The organism is Haloarcula montana, assembly GCF_035666295.1.
Classification (GTDB): domain Archaea; phylum Halobacteriota; class Halobacteria; order Halobacteriales; family Haloarculaceae; genus Haloarcula; species Haloarcula montana.
This window is the reverse complement of record NZ_CP142027.1, coordinates 885265-912253: the sequence shown is the minus strand read 5'-3', so window position 1 is coordinate 912253 and position 26989 is coordinate 885265. Positions and strand designations below refer to the sequence as shown.

Genomic DNA, 26989 nt, shown 5'->3' with positions numbered 1-26989 from the left:
GAACGAGATATATGAGCACAGAGACTCCCCCATCTCGGGCGGATACCGTTATTATCGGTGCCGGGGCTGTCGGCTGTAGCGTCGCCTACCACCTGTCGGAACTCGGCGCGGAGGACGTCACCGTCGTCGATCAGGGACCGCTCCCGGTCACCGGCGGTTCGTCCGTTCATGCGCCCGGTATCATGTTCCAAACGTCGCCATCGAAGATACAGACGAAGGCGGCCCACTACACCAGTCGATTGCTCTCGGAGGCGGGTGTCTACGACGAAGTCGGCGGGATCGAACTCGCCCGTAGCGAGGACCGGATGGACTTCCTGCGCCGCCGGAAGGAGTGGGCGACCTCGTACGGACTGCCAGAGCCACAACTGCTCGACCCCGAAGAGGTGACAGATCACCTCCCGATGGTCGACGAGGAGGAGATCCTGGGCGGGTACTACTCCCCGACCGACGGTCGTGTCGACGGGATCGCCGCCCTCCAGTGGTACATGGAGCAGTCGGCGGCCGACTTCATCGGGAATACCGAGGTCTCGGACATCGAGGTCGAGGACGGCGCCGTCCAGGCCGTCGTGACCGACCGCGGCCGCATCGAGTGTGACCGCTGTGTGATGGCGACGAACAACTGGGGGTACCAGACCGGGCAGTTGGCCGGCCTCGACCTCCCGATCGCGCCCGTCGAACACCAGTACGTCGTCACCGAACCGCTGGACGAACTGGCCGACGAGGAGAGTTCGGTCGGCGACAACACCACCGGATTAGACGTGCCCGGCGACCGCTCCATCGCGGAGTACATGAGCGAGGGACCGACCCAGCCAGTCGGGCGCGACCAGGACCACTCGCTGTACTTCCGGAACCACGGCGACGCCCTGGGGATGGGGTCGTACAACCACGAGACACTCTCGGTCGACCCCGAGGCGATGGGGAAAAACACCGACGAGCACCAGGCTTCCGTCAGGGGGTTCACCAAGGAACATTGGGAGACGCCGACCCACCGCGGCCGGGACAAGTCCGCCAAGCAGGCCTTCGACGAACTCCTGCCGGCAACGCAGGATGTCGACTACGAAGCCACTGAGAACGGCATCTTCGTGTTCACGCCCGACGGGATGCCCGCCGTCGGCCCGACCGCCGCCGTCGACGGCCTCTGGAGCGGGCTGGCGATCTGGTGGACTCACTCGGGGGGCTACGGCAAGATCCTCGCCGAGTGGATGGAGAACGGTGTCCCGCGGCTCCCGTCCGGCCCGGTCGACACCGGCGGCATCCACGTCCGGCGGTTCGAACCCCACGCCGGCGAGAAGGAATACTTCGTCGACCGTGGGGCGAAACGGTACGAACAGGTCTACAGCATCGTCGAACCCCGGTGGCAGCCCGACGATCACCGCGGCCTGCGGACGAGTCCGTTCTACCACCAACAGCAGGAACTGGGCGCGGAGTTCTACCAGAGCGGCGGCTGGGAGACCCCGCAGTACTACGAGTCCAACGCGGACCTCGTCGACCGCTACGAGGACCAGATCCCCGAACAGGACGGCTGGCAGGCGATCAACCGCTCGCCCATCGAGGCGGCCGAACACCTCCACACCCGCGAGAAGGTGTCGATGTTCGACATGACCACGTTCAGTTCCATCGTGGTCGAGGGCGAGGGCAGCGGCGAGTTCCTCCAGTCGGTCTGTAGCAACGACATCGACATCGACATCGGACAGGTCCGCTACTCGCTGTTGTTGAACGAGGGTGGGGGCATCCTCGCGGACGTGACCGTCGTCCGTCTGGACGACGAGGAGTATCTGGTCACCACGGGCGGCGGGAACTCGCCGGGCATCCACGGCGGGTGGCTCGAAGAGCACGCCCCGGAGACGGTGGGCGTCCACGTCGAGGAGGGCGCGCGCTCGACTATCGGCCTGTGGGGACCGAACGCCCGGCTGCTCCTCCAACGCTGTACCGACGCCGACGTGACAAACAGCGGCTTCCCGTACTTCCGGGCCAAGCAGATCTACGTCGGCGAGGTACCGGTCATCGCGTTGCGGGTCTCCTACGTCGGCGAACTCGGCTGGGAGCTGTGGGCACCGACCGAGTACGGACAGCGCCTCTGGGAGACGCTCTGGGAGGCCGGCCAGGACCTCGACGTGCGGCCGATGGGCGGGGGCGCGCTCAGTTCGATGCGGTTGGAGAAGGGGTACCGGCTGTGGGGCACCGACATCGACACGGACGCCAACCCGTTCGAGGCGGGCCTGCCCTTCGCCGTCGACATGGACACCGACTTCGTCGGGAAGGAGGCGCTCCAGGCGGCACGCGAGGACGGCATCGACAACCGCATCACGCCGTTGACGCTCGACGACTCGACGGACATCATGCTGAGCGGGCGGCCGGTCACGAAAGACGGCGAGACGCTGGGGTACGTCCAGGCGGGCGACTACGGCTACACTATCGGTGAATCCATCGCCTACACGTACGTCCCCAGCGAGTACGCCGAGGCCGGCACCACAGTACAGGTCCACTGCGAGGGCGAGACTTACGACGCCACCGTCCGCGACGAACCCCTGTTCGATCCGGGCCGGGAGAGGATCATCCGGTAAGCCATGTCAGACACCGATTCGGCGGAGCTTCCCGTCACGTACGCCGACATCGAGCGCGCCCGCGAGCGGCTGGACGACGACACCGTGGTCAAGGAGACGCCGGTCGAGCGGAGTTCGTCGCTCGACGACCTCGTCGGCGGCGAGGTGTACCTCAAGATGGAACACCTCCAGTGGACGGGGTCGTTCAAGACCAGAGGGGCGTACAACAAGATCTCCCAGGCCGTCGCCCGCGGCGTCGACGAGTTCGTCGCCGCGAGCGCGGGCAACCACGCCCAGGGGGTCGCCCTCGCCGCGACCAAGTGTGACGCGGAGTCGACGATCTTCATGCCGACGACCGCGCCACAGGCGAAAGTCGACGCCACCCGCGACTACGGTGCGACGGTAGAACTCGTCGGGAAGGACTTCCAGGAAGCGATGACGCGCGCCCAGTCGGCCGTCGAGGAGACCGACGCCGAGTTCGTCCACGCCTACGACGACATCGACATCATCGCCGGGCAGGGGACGCTTGGCTCCGAGATGTACCACGACAACCCCGACACCGACACCGTCGTCGTCCCCATCGGCGGGGGCGGCCTCATCAGCGGCGTCTCGACGGCGATCAAACACCTCTCGCCGGAGACCCGCGTCGTCGGCGTCCAGGCGACGGGCGCCTCGACCGTCCACGAGAGCCTCGACAAGGGGATGCCAGTGACGCTGGACGAGGTCGACACCATCGCCGACGGCATCGCCACCGGCGGTATCTCCGAGACGACGCTTCGCATCATCGAGGCGAACGTCGACGAGGTAGTCACGGTCACCGACACCGAGATCGCCAGCGCGATCCTGTTGCTGATGGAGCGGGCCAAACAGGTCGTCGAGGGGGCCGCGGCCGCGTCCGTCGCCGCCATCCTGAGTGACGACCTGGACGTCAGCGGCGAGACGGTGATGCCGCTGCTCTGTGGCGGGAACCTCGACATGACACAGATGAGAGAGGTTCTCATTCACGCACTGACGGAGCGCCAGCAGCTCCTCCAGTTGCGGGTCCGCATCGACGACCAGCCGGGAGTCATGGAGGAGATATCCGGCATCATCGCCAGACAGGGAGCGAATATCCACGACGTGCGCCACGAACGCTCCGTCGAGGACCTGGAGATCGGCGAGGCCTACCTCGTGTTCAACGTCGAGACGAGCGGGGCCGAGCACGCGGGTAGCATCATCAAGGCAATCCGCGGTGCGGGGTACCCTGTCGACAACGTCGCCCAGGCCAGCCGGTGAGGCACTGGCCCGGGGAAAGTTATATGACCGCTGTTATGGAAATCAACACGAGTCGTCAGATATGTACGAACACATACTTGTTCCGTACGACGGGAGCGACGAGGCACAGAAGGGGGCCAAACACGGCATCGAACTCGCAGCAGTGCTCGGTGCGACAGTCCACGGGCTCTACGTGATCGGTCTTCCGGGGACGCCGCGCGCACTGTCACTGAGAGACGACGAAGAGGAGATGCGCGAGGAGTACCGCGAGTACGGCGAACAGGCCCTGTCGGAGTTGGGCGACATAGCCGAGGAACACGGCGTGAGCTTCGAGCGCGCGATCCGGACCGGGAAGGCGAGCGAGGAGATCGTCGAGTTCGCCGAGGAGGAGGGAATGGACGCCATCGTCCTCGGGTCGGCCTACCGGGGGAAACTCGGCAACCTGATCGGGGGGACGACCGACAAGGTGGTTCGCTCGGCGACCGTTCCGGTCATCAGCCAGCGGATGGAAGCGGACGAAATCTGAAACGACCCCGTCTCCGGCAGAACACGGGGCCGCTGACAACCTGCCTTACGGCGGCTTTGCGGTCAATCGTCGATCAGCCGCGTCTCCCGGAGGTAGATGACGAGACTCGCACTGAGAAAACTGAAGCCGGCGAGACGGAGGTTCCCGGCGACCATCCCTACTATTCCGAGCCCCATCAGGAGTGCCGCCAGCAGGGCTGCCCCGATCGCTATCGTGTTCTCCATGTAGTCACTTGAACGGGTACGAGGATAAAGACGGGCGACCCGTTCTCTCCCGGATCGGAAACACAAAATATAAAAAAACTGTTATTATCGGGGTATGTTTCGACTAGAACCGCGGCCCGACCCCTATTCTACGGGTTTTGAATAAAGTTTTATTAGAGTTCAACAGTGAATGCGCATGAGGTTGTGTAACACGCAGTTGGATACAGTGCGACAACCCGTCTGACGGGTGCACGGATACTACGTCGCGCGGAACAGCGAGACGAACGAACCGAACTGCGGTGCGAGCCAGTGATGGCACCGACACTCGTCGTTGATACGGCTCAGCACCACGACGCGACCGAACTGCGAACAACGACAATGACACGACACGGACGATTACAACGACTACGGAAGATGGGGGTACCGCATGTCAGAAAGTGACGATACTGCTGGGGAGATGTCGGATGGGCTCCAGGTAGAGCTGTTCCATCCGGAATCGGACCGCGAACCCGGTGACACGAACATCCAGGCGCTCGGGTTCGACATCCACCCGATCGTCTTCCCGGTTGCCCTGGTGATCATCGCGTTGTTCATCGCGGTGACTGTCCTGCTCGGGGATACCGCCTCGTCGGCGTACACCTGGTTGTTCAACTTCATCGGAGACACGTTCGGCTGGTTCTATCTGCTGGCGGTGAACATCTTCATCGCTGTATTGCTGTTCTTCGCGTTCAGCAAGTACGGGAAGATCAAGATCGGTGGCGTCGAGGCCGAGAAAGAGTTCAGCGACTTCTCGTGGATGGCGATGCTGTTCAGCGCCGGGATGGGGATCGGCCTCATGTTCTTCAGCGTCTCCGAACCGCTGTACTACTTCCAGAACGTTCCGAGCTTCTTCGGCGCGGAGGGGGGAACCGGCGCGGCGGCCTCCGCGGCGATGGCACAGACGTTCTTCCACTGGGGCTTCCATCCGTGGGCGGTGTACGGACTCGTCGGCCTCGGGCTGGCGTTCTTCTCGTTCAACCGCGGGCTACCGCTGACGTTCCGGTCGATCTTCTGGCCCCTGCTGGGCGAGCGGATCTACGGCTGGCCCGGCCACATCATCGATCTCGTGACGGTGTTCGCGACGCTGTTCGGGCTGTCGACGTCGCTCGGTCTGGGCGTCGCACAGGTCAACACCGGCCTGTCGTACGTGGGCGGTGACATGCTCGGCCTCGTCAGCGTGCCGACGGGGACCTGGCCACAGGTCGCCCTCATCGCCGGCATCACACTGATCGCCACGATGTCGGTCGCGGCCGGCCTCGACGGCGGGGTCAAGCGACTCAGCACCATCAACCTCTACCTGATGTTCACGCTGCTTGGCTTCCTCCTCATCGTCGGTCCCACGGTGTACATCCTGGGGTCCTGGGTCGAAGGACTGGGCGCGTACTTCGGGAACATCCTCGCGCTGGGCTTCTTCACTGGCACGCTCGGACCGGCCGAGAACGGGACGGTGACGGCCTGGACGGTGTTCTACTGGGGCTGGTGGATCGCGTGGTCGCCGTTCGTCGGGATGTTCATCGCGCGCATTTCGAAGGGCCGTTCGGTCCGTGAGTTCGTCCTGGGCGTGCTGTTCCTGCCCGCGCTGTTCTCGACGCTGTGGCTGTCGGTGTTCGGCGGGAGCGCGCTGTTCAACTCCCTGCAGGGCAACGGTGCGGCGCTCGCGACCTACAACGAACTCGGCCAGACCGTCGCGATGTTCGCCATGCTCGAACAGTTCCCCCTGGGAGCCGTCTCGGGCTTGCTCGCGACGCTGCTGGTCATCACCTTCTTCGTCACGTCCTCTGACTCCGGGTCGCTGGTCATCGACCACCTGACCTCCGGCGGGAAACACGACGTGCCGAGGATCCAGCGGATCTTCTGGGCACTGGTCGAGGGGCTTGTCGCCTCGATCCTGCTCATCGGCGGCGGCCTGACGGCGCTGCAGACGGCCGCTATCACGACTGGATTGCCGTTCGCGGTCATCCTGTGTCTGATGTGTTACACGGTGTATCTGGGGCTCAGCAACGAGTACCAGATCCTCGAATCCGAGGAGTTCGCCGAGACGATACAGGACCTCACCGAAGAGAGCGATGTCGACATCACGACGGCCGGCGACGCGACGGTGACGGACGTCTCGGACAGAGACGAGACGCCGAGCGGCGACTGAGCGGCGGTCGTCCCGTTTTCCCGCTCTCCGTTTTGCCCGACAGCCGCGGCTGTCCCCTCAGCGCTGACGTTCGGTCTCGACGGTCCGGTCGGTGTGGAGCCACACCCGTGCCGAACCGCCGATGCCGAACGCCGCGAGCCCGAACCAGACTACCGCGCTCCACGGGAGCGGCAACAGTATCCAGCCGACGGCACTGAGCGTGGCCCCGACGAGGAGGCCATACTGCGGGCGGCGTTCGCGCTGGATGTCGGTTAGCAGGGTCCCGAGGACGAGAAAGCCAAAGCCGGTGAGCACCAGGACCGCGACCCCGATGCCGACGACACCGATCTGGGCCAGGCGCCCGCCGCCGACCCCGATCCGGACGATCTGGTTGACGCCGTACAGACCCAACAGCAGGACGACAGCGTACGCCATCGCTCCGTAGAGGACGGCACGGACCGGTTCGTCGTACAGCGTGTCGACTGCCTCGTCGACCCGTCCGGGGGAGCGAACGAGGATGAGCCACCCGGCCGCGAGGACGAGCAGGAACGACACCACCCCCTGGAGGAGCCCGGACGCGTCGGTGAGGATACTCGGGTCCATCTGTCCCGGGACGAACGTTCCGACCGCACCGTTGCCCCCCGACGCCGTCACGACGACTCGAACAGCGGTCCCGACTGCCATGGCACCACGTTCCGAGAGGCGGCGGGAAAACCTGTCGCCTACCCTCGTGAATGTCCGCGTCCGACAAGCGCACCCAGGGCTTATACAGATGGAACGCCTGAAACTGTCCGTGACTGGCCGACTCCGCACGCTCCTCTCGAAGCTCCGCTGGGTCGCGGAACGGGTCGCCGCGCCGCTCCGCACCGGTGACGGGCCGAACAAGTTCCGACTGTCGAGCGTGGACACGGCGACGACCACGTACGACGGGGACATCGGATGGGCGAGTCGGCCGCCGGCGACTGTTCGCTGTCCCCAGTGTGACGCCGAGATCTTCCAGCACAACGCCCGGGACGACCTCGACTGTCCCCGCTGTGTCGGGGAGTTCGATCCCGAGGCGTTCAGCGACCTGGAGCTGTTGCACCTCACGTGTCCGGTCTGCCGAGGGCGCATGGAACACGGCCAGCGCCACCCCGGCAGCTTCGACATCCCCGAGTGGGCGACCTGCACGAGCTGTCGGTATCACTGGGAGTTCGAGCACTCCTACGACTAGTCGGCGCGCTCAGTAGAACTCCCACTCGTCGTCGTCGCCCCCGCGGCTGACGCCGTCCTCCTGTTCGGTCTCCTCCGTCTCGTCGGGCCAGCGGATCCCGTCGCCCCTGAGGCTCTTGTACGCGAAGCTCCCGAGAGCGACGAGCAGCAACAGGAGGACGAGGGCGCCAGCGGCGGCTGCCACCTGACTGACCGATTCGAGGATCCCCGAGCCGACCTGCATCTGGAGCAGCATACTGGCTGTCGGTGCTGGACCGGTATCAGTGTTTTCGGCGGCTGTTGGCGTGCTCGCCCGATCCGGCGGTCGCGGAGACGGTGTCCAGCACCGCGGCGTTTGCCGCGACGTCGTGGACACGGACCACGTCTGCCCCGCGTTCGGCCGCCAGCGCCGTCGCCGTCAGCGTCGGGACGAGGCGGTCGCCGGTCGCTCCGTTGATGTCCGCGAACATTGACTTGCGGGAGTGGCCGATCATGACGGGACAGCCCAGCGCCCGGAACTCCCGCAGGCGGTCCAGCAGCTCGAACGACTCGGCGGCGTCTTTGCCGAACCCACAGCCGGGGTCGACCAGGATACGCTCGCGGTCGATACCGGCCTGTTCGGCGAGCAGGACCCGCTCGGTCAACTCCCGGAGGACCGACTCGACGACGTCGTCGTAGTCGGCCGAACGGTCGGGGTCGACCGGCGCGGCGAGGCTGTGCATCAGGACCAGGCCGGCGTCGTGGTCGGCGACGACGAAGCGCATCTCCGGGTCGTCGAGCCCGGAGACATCGTTGACGATGTCCGCGCCCGCCGACAGCGCCGCGTCGGCGACGGCAGCCTTGCGCGTATCGACCGAGACGGGGACGTCCAGATCGGCGAGCGCTTCGACGACGGGGACGACGCGGGCGATCTCCTCTTCGACGGGGACCGGGTCCGCACCGGGTCGGGTACTCTCGCCGCCCACGTCGACGATGTCCGCGCCGTTTTCGACCATCTCCCGGGCGCGTTCGACGGCGGCCCGCTCGGTGTCGTACTCGCCGCCGTCGTGGAAACTGTCCGGTGTGACGTTCAGGATGCCCATCACCGCCGTTTCCGAGCCGTCGACCGGCCAGTCGTCGGGGGGGCCGTCGAGCGCCTGAGAGAGCTTCCGCCCGACGCTGGCGAGGCCGTGTCCCTCACTCGGCGCCCCCTCGGCGAACGCCTGGAGCTGCGAGACGGTTCCCGACAGCGCGGCCGAGACGACGTGTTCGGGCTGTCCGGCGTCGGTACTGACGCTCTCGCCGCCCAGCGACCGGAGTCTCTTTGTGACCCGGTCGGCCTGTGTGGTCCGGAGGTGGGTCGCCAGGTGCCGCTGGGAGATCTCGGCGGCCGCCCCGTCCTCGAACGCCGCACGGGGGAGAACGGCGTCGTCGGACTGGACGTGTCGCTCTTTGGGGACAACGAGGCGGGTCCAGCGCTCGCGGGCCTCCGCGACGGCGTACAGCGATCCGGTCACGAGCACGAAGTCGTCGGGACCGGCCGCCGCGATCGCGCGCTCGGTGGCCTCCGGGACGGAGTCGATCCGGCGGACCGTGTCGGCCTGGCCGTCGAAGACGTCCGCGAGCGTCTCGATGGATTCCGCACGGTCGATGTCCGGCCGGCTCACGTAGGCGGTGTCGACCGGCGGGAGCGCCGCGACCATCCGGTCGTGGTCCTTGTCGGTCATCGCGCCGAAGACGACGTGTAACTCCGCGTAGTCGTAGCGGGCCAGCAGGCGCTCGACGGTCGCCATCGCGCCGGGGTTGTGCGAACCGTCGAGGACGACCATCGGCTCGGTCGACCGGATCTCGAACCGCCCGGGCCAGGTCGCGCTTCGGAGGCCCCCTGCCACCGTCTCGGGGTCGACGTCGGCGACCTGCCGGGCGAGCGTCGCGGCCACCCCCGCGTTGCTCGCCTGATGCTGACCCAACAGTTTGAGGTTGGTCTCCGTGGACCAGTCGGGGCCGGTGATCGAGACGCTGTTCTCGACGGCACAGCGCATCCCCGTCTCGACGGCCACGACGTCGGCGTCGGTCGCACCGACGGTCACGGTGTCGGTGACGGAACGGATCGCGTCCAGCGCCTCGCCCTCGGCCCCCGTGACCAGCGGGCGCGATTCCGGGGCGACCTGGGCCTTGTCGCGGGCGATCTCGGCGACGGTGTCGCCCAGCAGGTCCGTGTGTTCGAGGCTGACCGACGTGACGGCGCTGGCCACCGGATCGACGGCGCTGGTCGCGTCGTAGCGTCCGCCGATGCCGACCTCCAGGACCGCGACGTCGACGTCCTCGTCCCCGAAGTGGGCGATCGCCAGCGCGGTCAACACTTCGAAGTGGGTCGGCAGGTCGTCGTCGGCGTCTAATCGTTCGATGCAGGGATCGATGCGTTCGACGAGGTCGACGACGCTCGATTTCGGGATCGGTCGGCCGTTGACGGTGATCTGCTCGCGGAAATCGGTGAGACTCGGAGACGTGAACAGCCCGACGTCGAGGCCCGCGTGCCGGAGGACACTCTCGAGCATGCACGCGGTGCTGCCTTTCCCGTTGGAGCCGGCGACCTGCACGAAGTCGGGGCCACGCTGTGGGTCGCCGAGGTGCGCGAGCATCCGCGCCGTCGTCTCGGTCCCGAGTTTCGGCCGCCGACGCTGGAGCGACTGCAGGTAGTCGGCCGCTTCGTGGTACTCCATAGCACATATCGTCGGCGGTGGCCTGATTAACCTATCGCCGTCGGGGATTCGGGCCGGAACGCGCGATTTAAGCCCGCGTCCCGTAACATATCGTGTATGCCTGCCGATGCATCGCGCGCCTCGGGGGAACCGTACGTCACGTCCTTCGAGGCGACGGTCGACTCGGTCGACGGTCGCACGGTCACGCTCGAACACACCTACTTCTACGCCGAGGGCGGCGGCCAACCCGCCGACAGGGGAACGCTCGACGGCGTCGACGTCGTCGACGTCCAGTCTATGGACGGCGGTACGGTCCATACCCTCGCGTCGGCCCCCGACTTCGCGGCCGGCGACACCGTCACGGGGGCCATCGACGAGTCCTTCCGGACCTACAGTATGCGGGCACACACCGCCAGCCACATCGTCTACGGCGCCGGCCGGCGGCTGTTCGACGGGCACGGCTACGGCGGCTTCGACATCGGCGAGGAGACGGTCCGGCTCGACTTCGAGACGGGGGCAAGCGCCGAGGCGATCGATCCGCTGACCGTCCAGGAGATGGTCAACGAGGTGGTCTGGGAGGACCGTCCCGTCGACTGGTACGAGATGGACGTCGAGGCGGCCCGCGACCACGAGGACATCGTCTTCAACCTCGGTGATACGACGCCGACCGGGAGCGTCCGGATCGTCGAGATTGACGACTGGGACATCTCGGCCTGTGGGGGGACACACGTGGCCTCGACCGTCGAGGTCGGCCCTGTCAAGGTTCTCGACGTCTCCAACCCCGGCGCGGACCTGGTTCGGGTCGAGTACGCTGTCGGGCCGACGGCGATCGAACGGCAGGTCGCGGAGACACGCAGCGCGCGCCGCGGGGCGGACGCGCTGGACACGAGCGTCGAGGGACTCGGAGAGCGAGCCGAGGGGCTGCTCGACGAGAAGAAGGCGCTCCAGGAAGAGCGTGCCCGGCTCCGCGGGGACCTGCTGGACGCACGGCTGTCGGCGCTCGCGGGCGAGACGCACACGCGTGACGGGCGGGAGTGGCTCGTCGGTACCGTCGAGGGCGTCGACTCCAACGCCGTCGCCGATCACCTCAGCGCACGCGACGGGGCGGCCGATGTCGTCGTCCTGACCGGCACCGACGGCGCGACGTTCGTGGTCGTCGGCACCGACGGCGAGACGGACGCCAACGACGTGATCGACGAGGTCACCGACGAGTTCGGCGGTGGCGGGGGCGGCCAGCCGACGCTCGCACAGGGCGGCGGTCTCTCGGCGGAGCCCGAGGCAGTCGTCGACTACCTCACCGACTGAGTCGGCTCGGGAAACTCGTTACGACAGCGAACCGACGGGATGGGAGCACTGGTGTTGTCCGACGCCGAAGAGAACACATCGTATCCGGCTTCTATCAGCTATACGAACTTTCATACGCCGGTACAGGGAACCCAATGACGAGATGTCATCAGAGGACGAGTCACAGGAGCCGATCCCGACCGACTACGATATCGCACAGTCGACAGACATGGAACCGATCTGGGAACTCGTCGAGCCCTGGGGGCTCGGCCTCGACGATCTCCAGTACTTCGGGGAGTACACAGCCAAGGTCAAACACCACGCCATCGAGCGCCTGCGGGACCAGGCCGAGGACCGCGAGCAGAACCTCGTCCTCGTGACCGGGATGACGCCGACGCCTAAAGGCGAGGGCAAGACGGTGACGACGGTCGGGCTCGGGCAGACGCTCAACCACCTCGGTGAGGAGGCGATGATCGCCATCCGCGAACCCTCGCTGGGGCCGGTGTTCGGCGTAAAGGGCGGTGCAGCCGGCGGCGGCCGCTCGCAGGTACTGCCGATGGAGGACATCAACCTCCACTTCACCGGGGACCTCCACGCACTGACGGCCGCGCACAACCTCATCGCGGCGATGCTCGACGCGCGCCTCTCCCAGGGCAACGACCTCGACATCAACATCAACGACGTGGCCTGGAAGCGCGCGCTGGACATGAACGACCGTGCGCTCCGCCAGACCGTCGTCGGACTCGGCGGCGAGACGGGTGGGACCCCCCGCGAGGACGGGTTCAAACTGACCGCGGCCTCGGAGCTGATGGCCGCGCTCTGTCTGGCCGAGGACCTCGGCGATCTCAAGGAACGGGTCGCCCGCATCATCGTCGCCTACGGCGAGGACGGCGAGCCCATCACGGTCGACGACATCGAGGCGACCGGGCCGGCGACGATGCTCCTGCGGGACGCCATCAAGCCCAACGTCGTCCAGACCATCGAGGGCACGCCCGCGTTCGTCCACGGCGGCCCCTTCGCCAACATCGCCCACGGGACGAACTCGCTCATCGCGGACAAGGCCGCCTTCGGCATGGGCGACTACCTCGTCACCGAGGCCGGCTTCGGCTCCGATCTGGGTGCCGAGAAGTTCATGAATATCGTCTGCCGGCTGGGTGACATGACGCCCAACGCGGTCGTGCTGGTCTCTTCGGTCCGTGCGCTCCAGTACCACGGGATGGACCAGTGGCCGGTCGACTTCGACGAGATCGACGAGGCCGGCGTCGACGCGGTCGAACGCGGCTTCGAGAACCTCGACCGCCACGTCAGTAACCTCCAGAAGTTCGGCGTGCCGGTCGTCGTCGCCCTCAATCGCTTCCCCGACGACACCGAAGAAGAAGTCCAGGCGGTGCTGGACCACTGCCAAGAGGACCTCGGCGTCAGAGCGGCCGAGTCGGAGGTCTTCGAGAAGGGCAGCGAGGGCGGTGTCGACCTCGGCGAGCACGTCATCGACGCCGTCGACGAGAGCGACGAGGACGAGTTCCGCTATCTCTACGACGAGGAGGCTCCCATCGAGGAGAAGATCGAGACCGTCGCCACCGAGATCTACGGCGCCGACGGCGTGAAGTTCACCGGCAGCGCGCTCGACGACATCGAACGCATGGAGGAACTGGGCTTCGGTGACGTCCCGGTCTGTATGTCCAAGACCTTCCACTCGTTCAGCGACGACGCCAGCAAGAAGGGCGCACCGGAGGGATGGGAACTGGAGATCAGCGAGGTGTACCCATCGGCCGGTGCCGGCTTCATCGTCGCACTGACTGCCGACGCGCTGACGATGCCGGGCCTCCCCCAGCGGCCCGCCGCCGCGGATATGGACATCGACGAGGACGGCAACATCTCCGGGCTGTTCTGAGCGGGGCCGGCGTCCCGGCGCTCGCTGGACTGCCGGTTTCGACCCCACGATTCGATAACAGCGATAGAAGTGTGATTTCTTTCCGGTTCGCTACTCCGTTGTCGCGATGGCCTCGATCTCGACGGCAGCACCTTTCGGCACCGCGCCGGCTCCGACGGCGCTCCGGGCGGGTGGCTCGTCCTCGAAGAACTCGCTGTAGGCCTCGTTGAACGCGTCGAAGTCGTCGATGTCGTCGAGGAAGACGGTCGTCTTGAGCACGTCGTCGAGCGAGCAGTCCTCGGCCGCCAGGATCGCCTCGACGTTGCGCAGACACTGCCGGGTCTGTTCGGCGACAGACTCGTCGTCGAGCAGTTCGGCGTCGGTCGTCAGTGGGAGCTGTCCGGCCGTGATGAGCAGGTCACCGTTCGTCGTCGCCTGACTGTAGGCGCCGACCGCTGCCGGTGCGTCGTCGGTACTGATGGTTCGTTTCACGGGAACGGCTACCTCGCCGGCTGACATAAATCCCGGTCGCGTCGACGGGCCAGCACACATCCACTCGGAAGTCCGACCAGTTGTGCGAGGCGGCTGGCGCTCTCACGGGAGCGGGCCGACGGGCTCCGCCGGTCACTGGTTGACGACGACGATCGCGGCGATGGCGAGCCCGATGGCCGCCAGTTTCTTCGCCGAGAGCGGTTCGCCGAACGCGACTGTGGCGATGAGCGCGGCGGCGACGAAGTACATCCCGCCGATGGTCGAGACGACGGTGACCGACCCGACGCTGACGCCGACGAACGTCGAGACGACGCCGATCGCGGCCGCGACACCCGCGACGGCGGCGAACATCACCCCGCGGTTCGTCACCGCCAACGAGGCGTCCGAGACGAGGACGTAGACGCCGGTGACCACCGCGGCGGTGGCGTAGGAGATGAACGCCGCCGTCTTCGGGTCGATGGCGTTCGAGGCCACGTCGCCGAAGATGATCCAGAACCCCCACGCGATCATCGTCCCCAGACCGAAGAGGATCCCCGAGTTCACCGATGCTCACCCGTCCAGTGGGGGGCTGATTGTTCGACCCACTCCGTCCCGATCCACGCCCACGGTCGTTCCATCGGTCGACCGGTTGTGGCCCCGCCGTGTTGAGTCTCCCGGCGTGTCTCACCGCCTGCTTTTTTATGCGGAGTTCGACAATACCGTGGTAATGGGTACCCCACCTGACGGTCAGGAGCCGGCACTGGAAGAGGTGTTCTATCCGGCAGAGCAGGTCCCGTTCGTCGAGTGGGGGGCGTTCTCCGGCGGGAAGTCGACGGTGCTTGCGACCGGCGTCGTCACGCTCGTCTCGTTTCTCACGGGACTGTCACACTTGAGCCAGGCGACGCCGACACTCGACGGCCCGTTGACGGTCGTGCTGGCCGTCCCACCGGCGGTGGCCCAGTTCGGGGGCGTGCTGTTCGCGTTCGTCCTGGGGATCGTCACGGTCGGCCTCCAGCGGCGCAAGCGGATCGCTTGGCGGGCCGCGGTCGTCCTCGTCCCCGCGCTGGCGGCGGTCCCGCTGCTCACGCTCCAGACGACCGACGTTCCCCTGCTGGCGGCCATCGCGCTCGCGGTCCCCCTACTGGTCCGGAACCGCGACCGGTTCGACCAGTCGGTCGACCTCTCGCCGCTCCAGCTCGCCTCGCTGCTGTCCATCGTCGGGGTGGTGGTGTACGGTACCGTCGGGGCCTACGGCCTGCGCGACCAGTTCACCGGCGAACCGCTGAGCTGGGCCGACGCCTTCTACTTCGTGATGGTCACCATCGCGACCGTGGGCTACGGCGACTTCACGCCGACGACACCGGAGGCGAAGCTGTTCTCGCTCTCGATTATCCTCTTCGGGACGGGCGCGTTCACCGTCGCCGTGGGGGCGCTCGTCGGCCCGCTCATCGAATCACGGATGGCGAACGCGTTCGGAATCATGACAGCATCAGAACTCACCCTGTTGGACGACCACGTCGTCGTGCTCGGCTACGGCGACGTGACGGACTCGCTCCTGGACGAACTAACCGACGAGACGGACCTCGTGGTCGTCACCGACGACGCCGACGTGGCGGCATCGCTCGACGAGGATCTGAACGTTCTCACCGAGGATCCGACCGACGAGACTGTCCTCTCGGACGCCCGCGTCGACGCTGCCCGGGGTGTCGTTGTCGGGAGCGACGACGATGCCCGGGACGTACTCGCCGTGCTCGCGGCCAAGCGCGTCAACCCCGAAGTCCGGGTCGTCGCGGCGGCGACCGAGGAGAAACACGTCGAGAAGTTTGAGTCGGTCGGCGCGGACGAGGTCATCAACCCCCGGACCATCGGCGGCCAACTGCTGGGGCGGTCCGTACTGGACGAGGCCACCACGGAGTCGGTCGTCGAGGGCCTAGACCCGGTCGCCGGGGACGATGCACCGGACTGAGCCGCCCGGGACCGTTTCGTGCCGCTGTCCCCTCGATACAATTAACACAACGCGCTTCAGTACGGTAACATATGACATCCTCTGAGGGGGGCGTCGAGTCGTCGCTCGCGAAGCTTCTGGCCCCGCTGGCAGCACTCTCCGGGGCCGTCGTCCTCTCGGGGTTCTTTTTCGGCGATCTCGTCGGCGAGGTGGTGACCGGGCAGGGGTGGCTGGCCGTCTCGCTGGTGTTTTTCGGGTCGGTGCTGGGGTATCTGGCGGTGCTCCCGTACGCAGACGACGAGCGGGACACCGGGACCGGCGAATCGTACCTGCTCGCCGTCCGGCGACGACGGGTCCGGCACACGCTCCAGGGGTTCCTGGCGAACCAGGACCCGCTGGCCTTTGGCGTGCCGGTGACGGTGTTCGCCGCCTTCTTCGCGCTCCAGACGGCGTTTCCGGCCCGGACGATCGCGGCCGTCGACGCCGTCTCCGGTACCATCCTCCGGACCGGCGGCCCCCTGTTTCTCGTCGCCATGCTGTTGGCGGTGTGTTACTGCGCCGTCCTCCTGTTGGGGCCGTGGGGTGAGATCAAACTGGGTGGCCCCGACACCGAACCGACCTACACCTACCCGACCTACTTCAGTCTCGTCTTCACCGCCGGCATCGCGGCCGGCCTCGTGTTCTGGGGGCCTGCGGAGGCGCTCTTTCACTACCAGACGCCGCCACCGTACTTCGGCGCGGCCCCGGAGTCCAGCGCCGCGCTGGCCGATTCGCTGGTGTACGTCCTGTTCCACTGGGGGGTTTCGGCCTGGAGCGCCTACGCCGTCATCGGCGTCCCCGTCGCGTACTTCGTGTTCACGCGCGGTGCCCCGTTGCGGGTCTCGACGGTGCTCGCGCCGTTTCTGGGCGTCGACGGCCTCGACTCGGTGTGGAGCCGTCTGGTCGATACGCTGGCCGTCTTCGCGACCATCGGCGGCATCGCCACCTCGGTGGCGCTGGTCGGCCAGCAGTTCCTCGCGGGCATCTCCTTCCAGTGGAACGTCGCCATCGGGCCGACCGGGCCGCTCCTGTTCGTGGGCGGGTTGACGCTGATATTCGTCCTCTCCAGCGTCACCGGTATCCACCGCGGCATCCGGCGGATCGCCGCCCTCAACGTCGTCCTCTTCGGCCTGTTCGCCCTGCTGATAGCCGTCCTCGGCCCCCACGGATTCGTCCTCGAACGGGGAACCCGGGCGCTGGGCCGGTACGTCGTCCACTTCCTGCCCTTGAGTCTCTACACCGGCGGAGAGTGGGTCGCCAACTGGACCGTCTGGAACTGGTCGTGGTGGTTCTCGTGGGCGCCCTTCGCCGGTCTGTTCGTCGCCGCGCTGTCGCGTGGCCGCCGGGTCAGGACCGTCGTGTTCACGACCGTCGTCGCCACCTCGGCGGCGACCATCGTCTGGTTCCTGTTGCTCGGCGGCACGTCGCTGTTCGTCCAGCACACCGGGCAGGCGAGCGTCCTCGCCGCTATCGCTCGGCGCGGGGGGTCCGAGGCAGTGGCCGGGTTCCCGCTGTTCGCGGCGCTCCCGCTGGGCGAACTGCTGATGTTCCTGTTCCTGGCGCTCATCGTGGTGTTCATCACCACCTCGGCGGACACGTCGACGCTGGTGGTCTCGATCCTGGCGACCCGGCGCGGGCTGGCCCCCTCGAACGGGAGTATCGTCTTCTGGGGCGCCTTCCAGGGGGCGGTGGCCGTCGCGGTGTTGCTCGGCGGCGGTGCCGAGACGCTACAGGCGCTTGCGGTCCTCACCGGCGGTCCGTTCGCCGTCATCTCGCTGGTCGCGCTGGGCGGGCTGACGATGACGTGGTATCGACAGGAGCGGGGCCACACCTCCATCGTCCGCCGAGCCGTCGACCGCCTCCCGGCGATCCAGACTCACCACGACATCGATCCGCCGGAAAAGGAGTGAGAGCGACCGGCAAGCGGTCGGATTCAGGCGTCCGCTACCGACGTACAGAAGTTCTCGACGATGCGTTTGCCGGCGTCGGTAAGGATACTCTCGGGGTGGAACTGGACGCCGACGTGTGGGCGCTCGACGTGTTCGACGCCCATCACGACGTGTTGTTCGTCCTCGGTGTGGGCCGTCTCGACCAGGGCCGCCGGGAGGGCGGTGTCCTCGACGGCCAGCGAATGGTAGCGGCCGACCTCGAAGGGGTCGGCGACGCCGTCGTATATCGGGGTGTCCTCGTGGTGGACCGCCGAGGGTTTCCCGTGGACGACTTCGGGCGCGTGCCCGACCGGGACGCCGTGGGCGGCACACAGCGCCTGGTGGCCCAGACAGACCCCGAGCGCTGGGTACCTCGTTTCGGCGAAGACATCGACGGAGACGCCGGCCTCCTCGGGGGTTCCGGGGCCGGGCGAGACGACGATCCCGTCCGGGTCCAGTTCGCGGATGCCGGCCACGTCGATGGCGTCGTTGCGCCGGACGACCACGTCGTCGAACTCCCCGACGTACTGGACGAGGTTGTACGCGAAGGAGTCGTAGTTGTCGACGATGAGTATCATCTGACCTCCCCGGTCGATTCGACGGAGAACGAGCCCTGTTCGCCCAGCGCCTCGTCGACGGCGGTCACGAGCGCCCGGGCCTTGTCGAGGGTCTCCTGGTACTCCTGTTCGGGCACCGAGTCGTGGACGATCCCGCTTCCGACGCGCAGGCGGTACTCCCCGTCGCGGTGGACCAGCGTCCGGATAGTGATGTTCAGCGTCGCCCGATCGTCGAACCCGAAGACGCCCATCGAGCCGGTGTAGGGTCCGCGCCGGGTCCGTTCGACCTCGTCGATGATCTCCATTGTCCGGGGTTTGGGCGCGCCGGTGATGGTGCCGCCGGGGAACACCGCCGCCACGGCGTCGGCGACGCTCGCGTCCGCCCGCCGTTGCCCTTCGACGAGCGAGACGAGATGCATCACCTCCGAGTAGCGGTCGACACGGCGGTACTCGGTGACGTCGACGGTTCCGTACTCGCTGACCTTCCCGAGGTCGTTGCGCTCCAGGTCGACGAGCATCGCGTGTTCGGCCCGCTCTTTCTCGTCGGTCGTCAGGTCCGCCTCCAGGTCGGCGTCCTCGGCGGGCGTGTCGCCCCGGGGGCGCGTTCCGGCGATGGGTTCGGTGAGCAGCCGGTCGCCGTCGACATCCAGCAGGAGTTCCGGGCTGGCGCTCACGAGGTCGACGCCGGGGAACTCGATCAGGCCCGAGTAGGGCGCGGGATTGACCCGCCGGACGGCGTTGTACGTCTCGACGGGGTGGACCGCCGCAGGGGCCACGAGCCGGTGGGAGACGTTCGTCTGGAACGTGTCGCCCTCGCGGACGTACTCCTTGATCGTCCTGACGCGGTCGGCGAAGGCGGCGGCCCCGCACTCGCTCTCGAAGGTGGCCTGCCGGGTCGCGGTCGGGTGTGACCGGACGTGGCGCTCGCCGTCGAGCGCCCGCCGGGCGAGATCGAGTGCCCGTCGGCGGCCCGTCTCGTAGGCCGCCGCAGCGTCCTCGTGGTCGCTCAGCCGCGGACAGGCCGTCACCCGGAGGGTAACGTCGCCCTGGTGTGGTTCCTCCCAGGCGGCGACCCGGTCGAACACGCCCAACTGGAGGTGGGGAAGCCCGTCGGACGTCGTCGTTTCCGGGATGTCCTCCAGTTCGCGGGCGATATCATACGAGAGCCAGCCGAACGCGCCACAGGGATAGGGGGCGTCACAGTCGCCCCGGACGAGCGTCTCACGGTCGAGCAGCGCGTCGATCGCTTCGATGCTGGGGCTCTCGCCCTCGCTCGCCGCGTCCGGATCGACCCTGACCTGCTCGACGGGATCGACCGCGAAGTAGCCCCACCCGGACTGACCGCCGGTGGTCTCGAAGAACACGCCCGGGGCGTCGGGACTCCTGGCCCGCCGGTACGCCTCGAAGGGGTCCGAGGCGGTGACTCGGACCTCGACGGGAACGCGGGCACCGGGCGGTGCCTCGCGTGCTGTCTCGACGAACGATGCCTGGTCGGTGACGACAGTCGTCTCTTCCATGTGATATGTCGGCCTCCGCGGACGCCGTATCGGTCCGCGAGTCGTTACTGTGAGCTATCCACGGCTTCGGACAAAAAACCTTGCGTGGGGTGCATATACGGACGGTACAGTCGATGTTTGCCGAGTAGTCGCGGCCGATTCTGGACGGTCATCCGATAGTATTTCAATGGGTGGACTATTCCGCGTCGGCAGTTATCTTCGGGGCGTCGGTTGGTGAGCGGGACTGCTGTCTCGCGCGGGGCGTCGGGGAGGAGCCGCGGCGATCCGGCACGGGACAGACAGCGAGAGACAAGCATGACAACGGTAATCGACGGTAACGGGATCGCCGACGGTATCAGAGCGGACGTGAGCGACTGCGTGGAGACACTCGCCGACGAGGGGGTGGTCCCCGGATTGGCGACGGTCCTGATGAGCGACGACGGGGCCAGCGAGACGTACGTTTCGATGAAACAGCAGGCCTGTGAAGAGGTCGGTATCCGGGGGTTCCACCACGAGATCGACCCGGACGCGCCGGCCGACACGTTGTTCGAGAAACTCGACGAGCTGAACGACGACCCTGACGTCCACGGCATCCTCGTCCAGATGCCCGTCCCCGACCACGTCACGAAACGGACCGTCTTGGAGTGTATCGACCCCGAGAAGGACGTCGACGGCTTCCACCCGGAGAACGTCGGCCGACTCGTCGCCGGTAACGCCCGGTACAAGCCGTGTACGCCACACGGCGTCCAGAAGATCCTGGCGGCGGCCGGCGTCGACACCGAGGGGAAAGACGCCGTGGTCGTCGGCCGCTCGGACATCGTCGGCAAGCCGATGGCGAACCTGCTCGTCCAGTACGGCACGGGCGGCAACGCGACCACGACGGTCTGTCACTCCCGGACCGAAGACCTCGCCGCGAAGACACGTGCGGCCGACATCGTCATCGCCGCGGCGGGGGTCCCGGAGATGATCGACGGGGAGATGCTCTCGGAGGGTGTCACCGTCGTCGATGTCGGCATCAACCGCGTCGACGCCGACACGGAGAAAGGGTACGAACTCGTCGGCGATGTCGACTTCGAGAGCGCCCGGGAGAAGGCGGAGGTTATCACGCCGGTCCCCGGCGGTGTCGGGCCGCTCACCATCGCGATGCTCATGTACAACACGGTCAAGGCGGCCAGCCTCCAGTCCGGCGTCGCTGTCGACCTGCCCTGAGCGGGACTCATCGGATCACTCTTCTGACTGATTGAGCGTCCGGGTACGGACTGTTCCGTCAGTGTGTCTCGACGGTTCCACACTCCGGACACGTGATGGCGACGTTGTCAGCCGACCCGTCCGCGTCTTCGAGGACGTCGTGACCGGCCGCACACTGCCTGTGGAGGTACACCTCGTGGTCCCCGTGCCCGTCCAGCAGGATGTGGTTCGACTCGTCGGCCGAGACGATGCCGTGACAGAAGTGACACTCGCCGCTCATACGCGGACCTATCTACGAGTAGGAAAATAAGTATTCGCCCCTGACACTCCGTTGCCGGGCCGCTCAGTCCGCCGGGGACCGCTGGTACCAGCGACAGGACCGACAGACGCTCATTCCTCCCCGCTGTTTGAGTTCGGCTCCGCAGGCCGGACACGCGTGTCCGGGTGTGGTACTCCGTCCGCCGTGTCGTCCGTGTTGCATCCGTTCGCTCACGTTTCCATCCGGGCACGCTCCCGGCATCAACGTGTGTGTTGACCTGTACGTCGGTTTATCAGGGCTCCCGGTCGCTCTGGAACCGCGATTCCGGGTGGCCACTTAAACACCACCCACACTGGCGACGTGTTTTTAAGCCGGTTTCCCCACACCGTTCAGATGGGTCCAGCAGGGGTGCAAGCGTGTCAGTCGTATCCCAGTTCCCGACGGACCCGTACCGTGAGCGAGTCCCTTCGAGGTCCTTTCGACGGCCCCTGTGGCCATCCCACCGCGGGCCGTTTCCGATGTGGACACCGTGTCCCAGCGGTGCCGACGCCGCCGCGAAGTGATAGACACTCGATAGCTTGAAGATTGGCCACGATCACTGCCGACCCGAGTCATACGAAGCTATGGTGGGTTGCTGACGCCGCTGACGGCGGTTTCGTGACGGGTGTCCGCCGCCGTTGCCGGGTCTTTATTATTCTCCACCGGGAATTCCATTCAGGTACGCTATCAAATGACATCGATTCTATCCGGAGACGGGACGGTTCTCCGCTACTCGGCAACCGGGCCGCCCGAACTATCCGAGGCGGCGGCCGACGCCGGCGTCACGGTGGCCGCCGTCGGGCCGTCTGGAGCCCCGGCGGTCGAACCACTCGTCTCGGTGACACAAGGGGGACAGACGACGTTTCACACACGGTGTTCCGCCGACGAACTGCGCGAGTTGACGGCGGGACTCGACGAGGGCCTCCCGACGGATCTGGCCGACGCCATCGTGGACCACGATCCGTCTGCAACGTCGCTGCCCGTCCCGGACCTGGCGGGACTCGACGCCGGGACGCGGCGCGTCACCGGTGGATGCGGGTGGCGGCGACCGACCGATCCCGACGACCACGAGGCCGCCGGCGGGTTCGTCACCGCGACGACCGAGGAGACGGAGCGGGCCGGCGAGAGCCTGCGTGGGCGGGGCTGGGGCGACTGGTGCCAGGACGAACCGCTCGCGGACACCTGGGAGACTGCCCGGCGCACCGACGGCGAGGCCACCGTGGTCGTCAACGCCCACGGGACGACGGCCGACGCGCTGTTGCTCGCGAGCAGTCCGTTCGACGTTCTCGAAGGCGCTTGTGCGACCGCGCGAACGGTCGACGCGGACCGCGTGGTCGTCTACGTCTCCGAGGCCGACGAGGACGCCGCTGCTAGCGTCCGCGAGGCTGTCGACGCCTACCCGGATCTCCCGGTCGCCGTCGACGTGGTGACCGGACCGTCGGTCTACCGTGCGGCCGAACCGACGATGGCCATCGAAGCCGTCGAAGGAAACCACCGGCTGGAGGCGCGGCTCCGTCCGCCCGGTCCGGCCGAGGTGGGGATCGACGGCCGGCCGACGGTGGTCCACACCGCCCGGACGCTCGCCCAGTTGGCCCACACGCTTCGCCAGGACGGGCCGGTCACGCGACTCGTCACGGTGACCGGTGACGTGGCCGATCCGGTGACGGTCGAACTGACCGAGGGGGACAGCCTCGCGTCGGCGGTCGACGCGACGACCGTCGAGGGGTCGCTGAAGGCCGCCTGCGTCGGCGGCCGGTTCGGCGGGCTCACCGCCGCGCTCGATATCACGCCGGACCCAGCGTCGCTGATCGACGCGGGGCTGGGGACCGAGGGCGTCGTCGAAGTACTGTCCGAGAGTCGCTGTGTCGTCGAGTTCGTCGGTCGGCGGGCGCAGTTCGCCGCCGACGAGAACTGCGGGCGCTGTGTCCCCTGCCGCGAGGGGACGACACAGCTCGCGGAGCTCCTCAGGGACCTCTACGACGGCCGCTACGACCGCGACGGCATCGAGGAACTCGACCGTGTCATGCGGACCAGCAGTATCTGCACGTTCGGCGTCGACGCCGGCCGCCCGGTTCGGACCGCGATGGCTGCGTTCGAGGCGGAGTTCGAGGCCCACGCTGACGGCCGGTGTCCGGCCGGGGCCTGTACAGCGGAGGTAACACCATGAGTTCTGACCACACACACGAGACGGACGCACCGCCACTGACAGAAACGATCGCTCCCGGGACGGCCAGTGATCCCCCGGTCAGCGGGACCGAACGGGCGACGGTCACCGTCGACGGCACCGACGTTACCGTCGAGCCCGGCTCGACCCTCCTCGACGCCGTCGAGGCTGCCGACACCGACGACACCGTACCGGCGCTCTGTCACTACGACCGCGAGGACGAGATCGGCCCCCGCAGCGAATGTCGGACCTGCATGGTCGAGACAGACGCCAACGGCGTCGTCCCCGCCTGCAGTCACCCGGCCGAGGACGGCGCGACCGTCCGGACGGCTGCCGATCCCGCTGCGGAGGCCCGGGACGTGAACCTCGATCTGGTCCTCTCGGACCACAACCTCCGCTGTACGACCTGCGGGAAGAACGGCCGCTGTGAACTCCAGGACGCCGCCATTGACCAGGACGTCCAGGAACCGCGCTACGGCGTTCTGGACGACCGCGACGCCTACGAACCGCTCGACGACACCTCGTCGTTCATCCAGATCGACCGCAACAAATGCATCCTCTGTAACCGCTGTGTCGAGGCCTGCAACGATGTCCAGGTCGAGGGTGTCCTCCGCGTCGAGGGGTCCGGACAGGACACTCGCATCGGCTTCCAGAGCGATGTCGAGACGATGGAGGACTCGGCGTGTGTCTCCTGTGGTCACTGTGCGACCGTCTGTCCGACCGGCTCGCTCGTCGAGAAGGGGATCGAGGACGCCACGACCATCCCGCTGCCCGGCTTCACACAGAAGAACAGTGTCGGCAAGAGCTACGAGCGCCACGGGAAGTCCAAGGGGCCGATGACGCCGAAGAAACGCGTCGATAGTCCCGCTACGAGGGACGCGCCGGCGGACGACGGGGACGACGCCGACGGGGGGGAGTGGCCGTGAGCGACGACGACAGCGGCGTCGCCGACTACATGCGCAACGCCAAGGAACAGGCGCTACAGAACGTCGAACACGTCGCCGAGGGCGTCGCCGCCGAGACGCTGCCGGAGGGGAAACTGTTCGAGATCGCCCAGTCGATCGGCGACAAGCGCCTGGAGGAACTGAACGTCGCCGACACCACCTGTGGCTACTGTGCCGTCGGCTGTCGGTTCGACCTCTACTCCGACGGCGAGGAGGTGCTGGCGGCTCGCCCGACTGCCGAGGAGGACGCCCCGGTCAACGGCATCTCGACGTGTGTTAAGGGGAAGTTCGGCTACGACTTCGTCAACTCCGACGACCGCCTGACGACGCCGCTGGTCCGCGACGAGAACGGCGAGTTCCGTACCGCTAGCTGGGCCGAGGCGCTGGACCGCGTCGCCGAGGGGCTGGGCGCGATCAAGGACGACCACGGCGGCGAGGCCCTCTCCGTGATCGCCTCCTCGAAGGCGACCAACGAGGAGAACTACCTGATGGGGAAGTTCGCCCGGCAGGTGCTTGGCACCAACAGCGTCGACAACTGCAACCGGCTCTGTCACTCCTCGACGGTCGCTGGCCTCGCCCAAACGTACGGCTACGGCGCGGCCTCCATCAGCACCGAAGACCTCGAACTGGCCGACTGTATCCTGCTGACCGGGTCGAACACGACCGAAGCCCACCCGGTGCTTGCGACCCGCATCAAACAGAACGTCCGGGACGGTGCGAACCTGCTCGTCTTCGACCCGCGGGAGATCCAGATCGCCGAGTACGCCACCCAGTACAGCCGCGTGCAACCGGGCTACGACGCCGTCTGGATCAACGGGATCACGCGGTACATCATCGACAACGACCTCTACGACGAATCGTTCGTCGCCGAACGCACTTCCGGGTTCGAGGAACTGGCCGAGTCCCTCCAGGAGTTCACGCCGGAGCGCGTCGAGGAGGTCACCGGCGTCCCTCACGAGGAGATCGTCTCGGCCGCCGAGACCATCGCCGACGCAGACCGTTGCGTGTTCGGCTGGACGCTCGGACTGACGGAGCACTCCCACGGCACCGAGAACGTCCTGGCGATGGCGAATCTCGCCGCGGTGACGGGCAACCTCGGAAAGCCGGGGGCCGGCGTCTCGCCGTTCCGCGGCCAGAACAACGTCCAGGGCGGGGGCGGCGACATGGGGCCGCTGCCGGACAACTTCCCGGGCTACCAGGACATCGCCGACGACGAGGTGCGCGCGAAGTTCGAGGACGCCTGGGACTGCGAGATCTCGCCCGACTACGGCCACTACACGACCCAGATGTTCCTGGCCGCCGACCGGGGAGACCTCCGCGGGATGTACATCATCGGCGAGAACTCGGCGCTGTCGGAACCGGGCGTCAACCACGCCGAGGAGGTACTCGAAGAGTTGGAGTTCCTCGTCGTTCAGGACCTGTTCCTCACCGAGACGGCACAGTACGCCGATGTCGTGTTGCCCGCCTGCTCGTTCGTCGAGAAGCGCGGGACCTTCACCAACACCGACCGGACCGTCCAGATGGTCAAGCAGGTCATGGAGCCGAAAGGCGACTCCCGACCCGACTGGGAGATCCTCCAGGACCTCGCCACCCGGATGGGCCGGGAGTGGGACTACGACTCGACGGCCGAGATCATGGAAGAAGTGAACTCCCTGACGCCACTGTACGGCGGCGTCACGCACGAGCGGGTCGACAGCGAGGGTGGCCTCCAGTGGCCCTGCTGGGACGAGGACCACCCCGGCACCGAACGCCTCTACGAGGAGGAGTTCAACACCGACGACGGCCTGGCCCACCTCCAGGGGGTCGGCTTCAGCGAACCGGCGGAGACGCCCGACGATGAGTACCCGTTCACTCTGACGACGGGACGGGTGCTGTATCAGTACCACACGGGGACGATGACCCACCGCGAGGAGGGGATCATGCAGTACACCCCGAGCGACTTCGTGGAGATCAACCCGCGGACGGCCGCGGAGTACGGCATCGAGACCGGCGACATGGTCCGCGTCGAGTCCCGGCGCGGGTCGGTGACCGTGCCGGCACAGGTGACCGACCGCGTGGGTCCGGAGTCCGTGTTCGCGCCCATCCACTTCGCGGAGAGCGCGATCAACCGGCTGACCGACGAGGAACACCTCGATCCGCAGGCGGCGACGCCGGAGTTCAAGGTATCGGCGGTGCGTATCGCACCCGCGGATGTCGACCCGGGGACGCCTGCGGGCGACACCGGGACGAGCACGGGGGACGACTGA

22 protein-coding genes are annotated in these 26989 nt (G+C 67.1%); 13 read left to right on the top strand and 9 right to left on the bottom strand.

What is annotated here, in order from left to right:
- Positions 1-11 precede the first annotated feature (11 nt).
- The 3 genes from VJ109_RS04780 (at position 12) to VJ109_RS04770 (ending at position 4323) form a co-directional block, all read left to right on the top strand.
- Positions 12-2564, top strand: a complete 2553-nt coding sequence (locus tag VJ109_RS04780) for a GcvT family protein (RefSeq protein ID WP_324759434.1) — start codon at positions 12-14, stop codon at positions 2562-2564.
- 3 nt (positions 2565-2567) lie between these two features.
- Entirely contained in the window at positions 2568-3818 is a 1251-nt protein-coding gene (gene ilvA / locus VJ109_RS04775) for a threonine ammonia-lyase (RefSeq protein ID WP_324759432.1), read from the top strand.
- Between the two features lie 61 nt (positions 3819-3879).
- On the top strand, positions 3880-4323 hold the full coding sequence (locus VJ109_RS04770) for a universal stress protein (protein ID WP_324759430.1): 444 nt from the start codon (positions 3880-3882) through the stop codon (positions 4321-4323).
- Positions 4324-4385: 62 nt separating this feature from the next.
- Here VJ109_RS04770 and VJ109_RS04765 read toward each other — a convergent pair whose 3' ends face one another.
- Entirely contained in the window at positions 4386-4547 is a 162-nt protein-coding gene (locus VJ109_RS04765) for a hypothetical protein (protein ID WP_324759428.1), read from the bottom strand.
- A gap of 406 nt (positions 4548-4953) precedes the next feature.
- Here VJ109_RS04765 and VJ109_RS04760 point away from each other — a divergent pair, with 406 nt between their 5' ends.
- Complete coding sequence (locus VJ109_RS04760; protein WP_324759426.1) at positions 4954-6708, top strand: BCCT family transporter; 1755 nt, start codon at positions 4954-4956, stop codon at positions 6706-6708.
- Between the two features lie 57 nt (positions 6709-6765).
- On the opposite strand, the gene VJ109_RS04755 is transcribed toward VJ109_RS04760, so the two are convergent.
- Positions 6766-7371 carry a hypothetical protein gene (locus VJ109_RS04755; RefSeq protein WP_324759424.1) on the bottom strand — a complete coding sequence of 202 codons (606 nt, stop codon included), beginning with the start codon at positions 7369-7371 and terminating at the stop codon, positions 6766-6768.
- A gap of 109 nt (positions 7372-7480) precedes the next feature.
- On the opposite strand from VJ109_RS04755, the gene VJ109_RS04750 reads away from it, so the two are divergent.
- The gene (locus tag VJ109_RS04750) at positions 7481-7900 is read left to right on the top strand and encodes a hypothetical protein (RefSeq protein WP_324759422.1); all 420 of its coding nucleotides are present in this window, start codon (positions 7481-7483) and stop codon (positions 7898-7900) included.
- A 9-nt stretch (positions 7901-7909) separates the two neighbouring features.
- Here VJ109_RS04750 and VJ109_RS04745 read toward each other — a convergent pair whose 3' ends face one another.
- Both VJ109_RS04745 and folP read right to left on the bottom strand, forming a co-directional pair.
- Positions 7910-8134, bottom strand: coding sequence for a hypothetical protein (locus VJ109_RS04745; protein ID WP_324759420.1), 225 nt, complete (start codon positions 8132-8134; stop codon positions 7910-7912).
- 25 nt (positions 8135-8159) lie between these two features.
- Positions 8160-10580 (bottom strand): dihydropteroate synthase, encoded by a 2421-nt coding sequence (gene folP, locus VJ109_RS04740; RefSeq protein WP_324759418.1) that lies wholly within the window; start codon positions 10578-10580, stop codon positions 8160-8162.
- A 96-nt stretch (positions 10581-10676) separates the two neighbouring features.
- On the opposite strand from folP, the gene VJ109_RS04735 reads away from it, so the two are divergent.
- Complete coding sequence (locus VJ109_RS04735) at positions 10677-11864, top strand: alanyl-tRNA editing protein (protein WP_324759416.1); 1188 nt, start codon at positions 10677-10679, stop codon at positions 11862-11864.
- 142 nt (positions 11865-12006) lie between these two features.
- Positions 12007-13734, top strand: coding sequence for a formate--tetrahydrofolate ligase (locus VJ109_RS04730; RefSeq protein WP_324759414.1), 1728 nt, complete (start codon positions 12007-12009; stop codon positions 13732-13734).
- A gap of 90 nt (positions 13735-13824) precedes the next feature.
- On the opposite strand, the gene VJ109_RS04725 is transcribed toward VJ109_RS04730, so the two are convergent.
- Together VJ109_RS04725 and VJ109_RS04720 are read right to left on the bottom strand one after the other, a co-directional pair.
- Positions 13825-14205 (bottom strand): Rid family detoxifying hydrolase, encoded by a 381-nt coding sequence (locus VJ109_RS04725; protein WP_324759412.1) that lies wholly within the window; start codon positions 14203-14205, stop codon positions 13825-13827.
- Between the two features lie 132 nt (positions 14206-14337).
- Positions 14338-14748 carry an EamA family transporter gene (locus tag VJ109_RS04720; protein ID WP_324759410.1) on the bottom strand — a complete coding sequence of 137 codons (411 nt, stop codon included), beginning with the start codon at positions 14746-14748 and terminating at the stop codon, positions 14338-14340.
- A 163-nt stretch (positions 14749-14911) separates the two neighbouring features.
- Between VJ109_RS04720 and VJ109_RS04715 the strand changes: the two genes are divergently transcribed.
- Both VJ109_RS04715 and VJ109_RS04710 read left to right on the top strand, forming a co-directional pair.
- Positions 14912-16150: an NAD-binding protein gene (locus VJ109_RS04715; protein ID WP_324759408.1), complete on the top strand. Its 1239-nt coding sequence runs from the start codon at positions 14912-14914 to the stop codon at positions 16148-16150.
- A gap of 71 nt (positions 16151-16221) precedes the next feature.
- Positions 16222-18078, top strand: coding sequence for a BCCT family transporter (locus VJ109_RS04710; protein WP_324759406.1), 1857 nt, complete (start codon positions 16222-16224; stop codon positions 18076-18078).
- Positions 18079-18101: 23 nt separating this feature from the next.
- Here the strand turns inward: VJ109_RS04710 and VJ109_RS04705 are convergent, their stop codons facing one another.
- Both VJ109_RS04705 and VJ109_RS04700 read right to left on the bottom strand, forming a co-directional pair.
- On the bottom strand, positions 18102-18674 hold the full coding sequence (locus VJ109_RS04705; RefSeq protein ID WP_324759404.1) for an anthranilate synthase component II: 573 nt from the start codon (positions 18672-18674) through the stop codon (positions 18102-18104).
- Complete coding sequence (locus VJ109_RS04700) at positions 18671-20170, bottom strand: anthranilate synthase component I family protein (protein WP_324759402.1); 1500 nt, start codon at positions 20168-20170, stop codon at positions 18671-18673. The genes VJ109_RS04705 and VJ109_RS04700 overlap by 4 nt, the downstream gene beginning before the upstream one ends.
- A gap of 294 nt (positions 20171-20464) precedes the next feature.
- Here VJ109_RS04700 and VJ109_RS04695 point away from each other — a divergent pair, with 294 nt between their 5' ends.
- Positions 20465-21358 carry a bifunctional methylenetetrahydrofolate dehydrogenase/methenyltetrahydrofolate cyclohydrolase gene (locus VJ109_RS04695; protein WP_324759400.1) on the top strand — a complete coding sequence of 298 codons (894 nt, stop codon included), beginning with the start codon at positions 20465-20467 and terminating at the stop codon, positions 21356-21358.
- A 58-nt stretch (positions 21359-21416) separates the two neighbouring features.
- Here VJ109_RS04695 and VJ109_RS04690 read toward each other — a convergent pair whose 3' ends face one another.
- Positions 21417-21617, bottom strand: coding sequence for a hypothetical protein (locus VJ109_RS04690; protein WP_324759398.1), 201 nt, complete (start codon positions 21615-21617; stop codon positions 21417-21419).
- Between the two features lie 709 nt (positions 21618-22326).
- On the opposite strand from VJ109_RS04690, the gene VJ109_RS04685 reads away from it, so the two are divergent.
- The 3 genes from VJ109_RS04685 to fdhF are packed head-to-tail and all read left to right on the top strand — an operon-like array spanning position 22327 to position 26989.
- Positions 22327-23802, top strand: coding sequence for an NADH-ubiquinone oxidoreductase-F iron-sulfur binding region domain-containing protein (locus tag VJ109_RS04685; RefSeq protein WP_324759396.1), 1476 nt, complete (start codon positions 22327-22329; stop codon positions 23800-23802).
- The gene (locus VJ109_RS04680) at positions 23799-24725 is read left to right on the top strand and encodes a 2Fe-2S iron-sulfur cluster-binding protein (protein WP_324759394.1); all 927 of its coding nucleotides are present in this window, start codon (positions 23799-23801) and stop codon (positions 24723-24725) included. Before VJ109_RS04685 ends, VJ109_RS04680 begins: the two co-directional genes overlap by 4 nt.
- A gap of 29 nt (positions 24726-24754) precedes the next feature.
- Complete coding sequence (fdhF, locus tag VJ109_RS04675) at positions 24755-26989, top strand: formate dehydrogenase subunit alpha (RefSeq protein ID WP_434737287.1); 2235 nt, start codon at positions 24755-24757, stop codon at positions 26987-26989.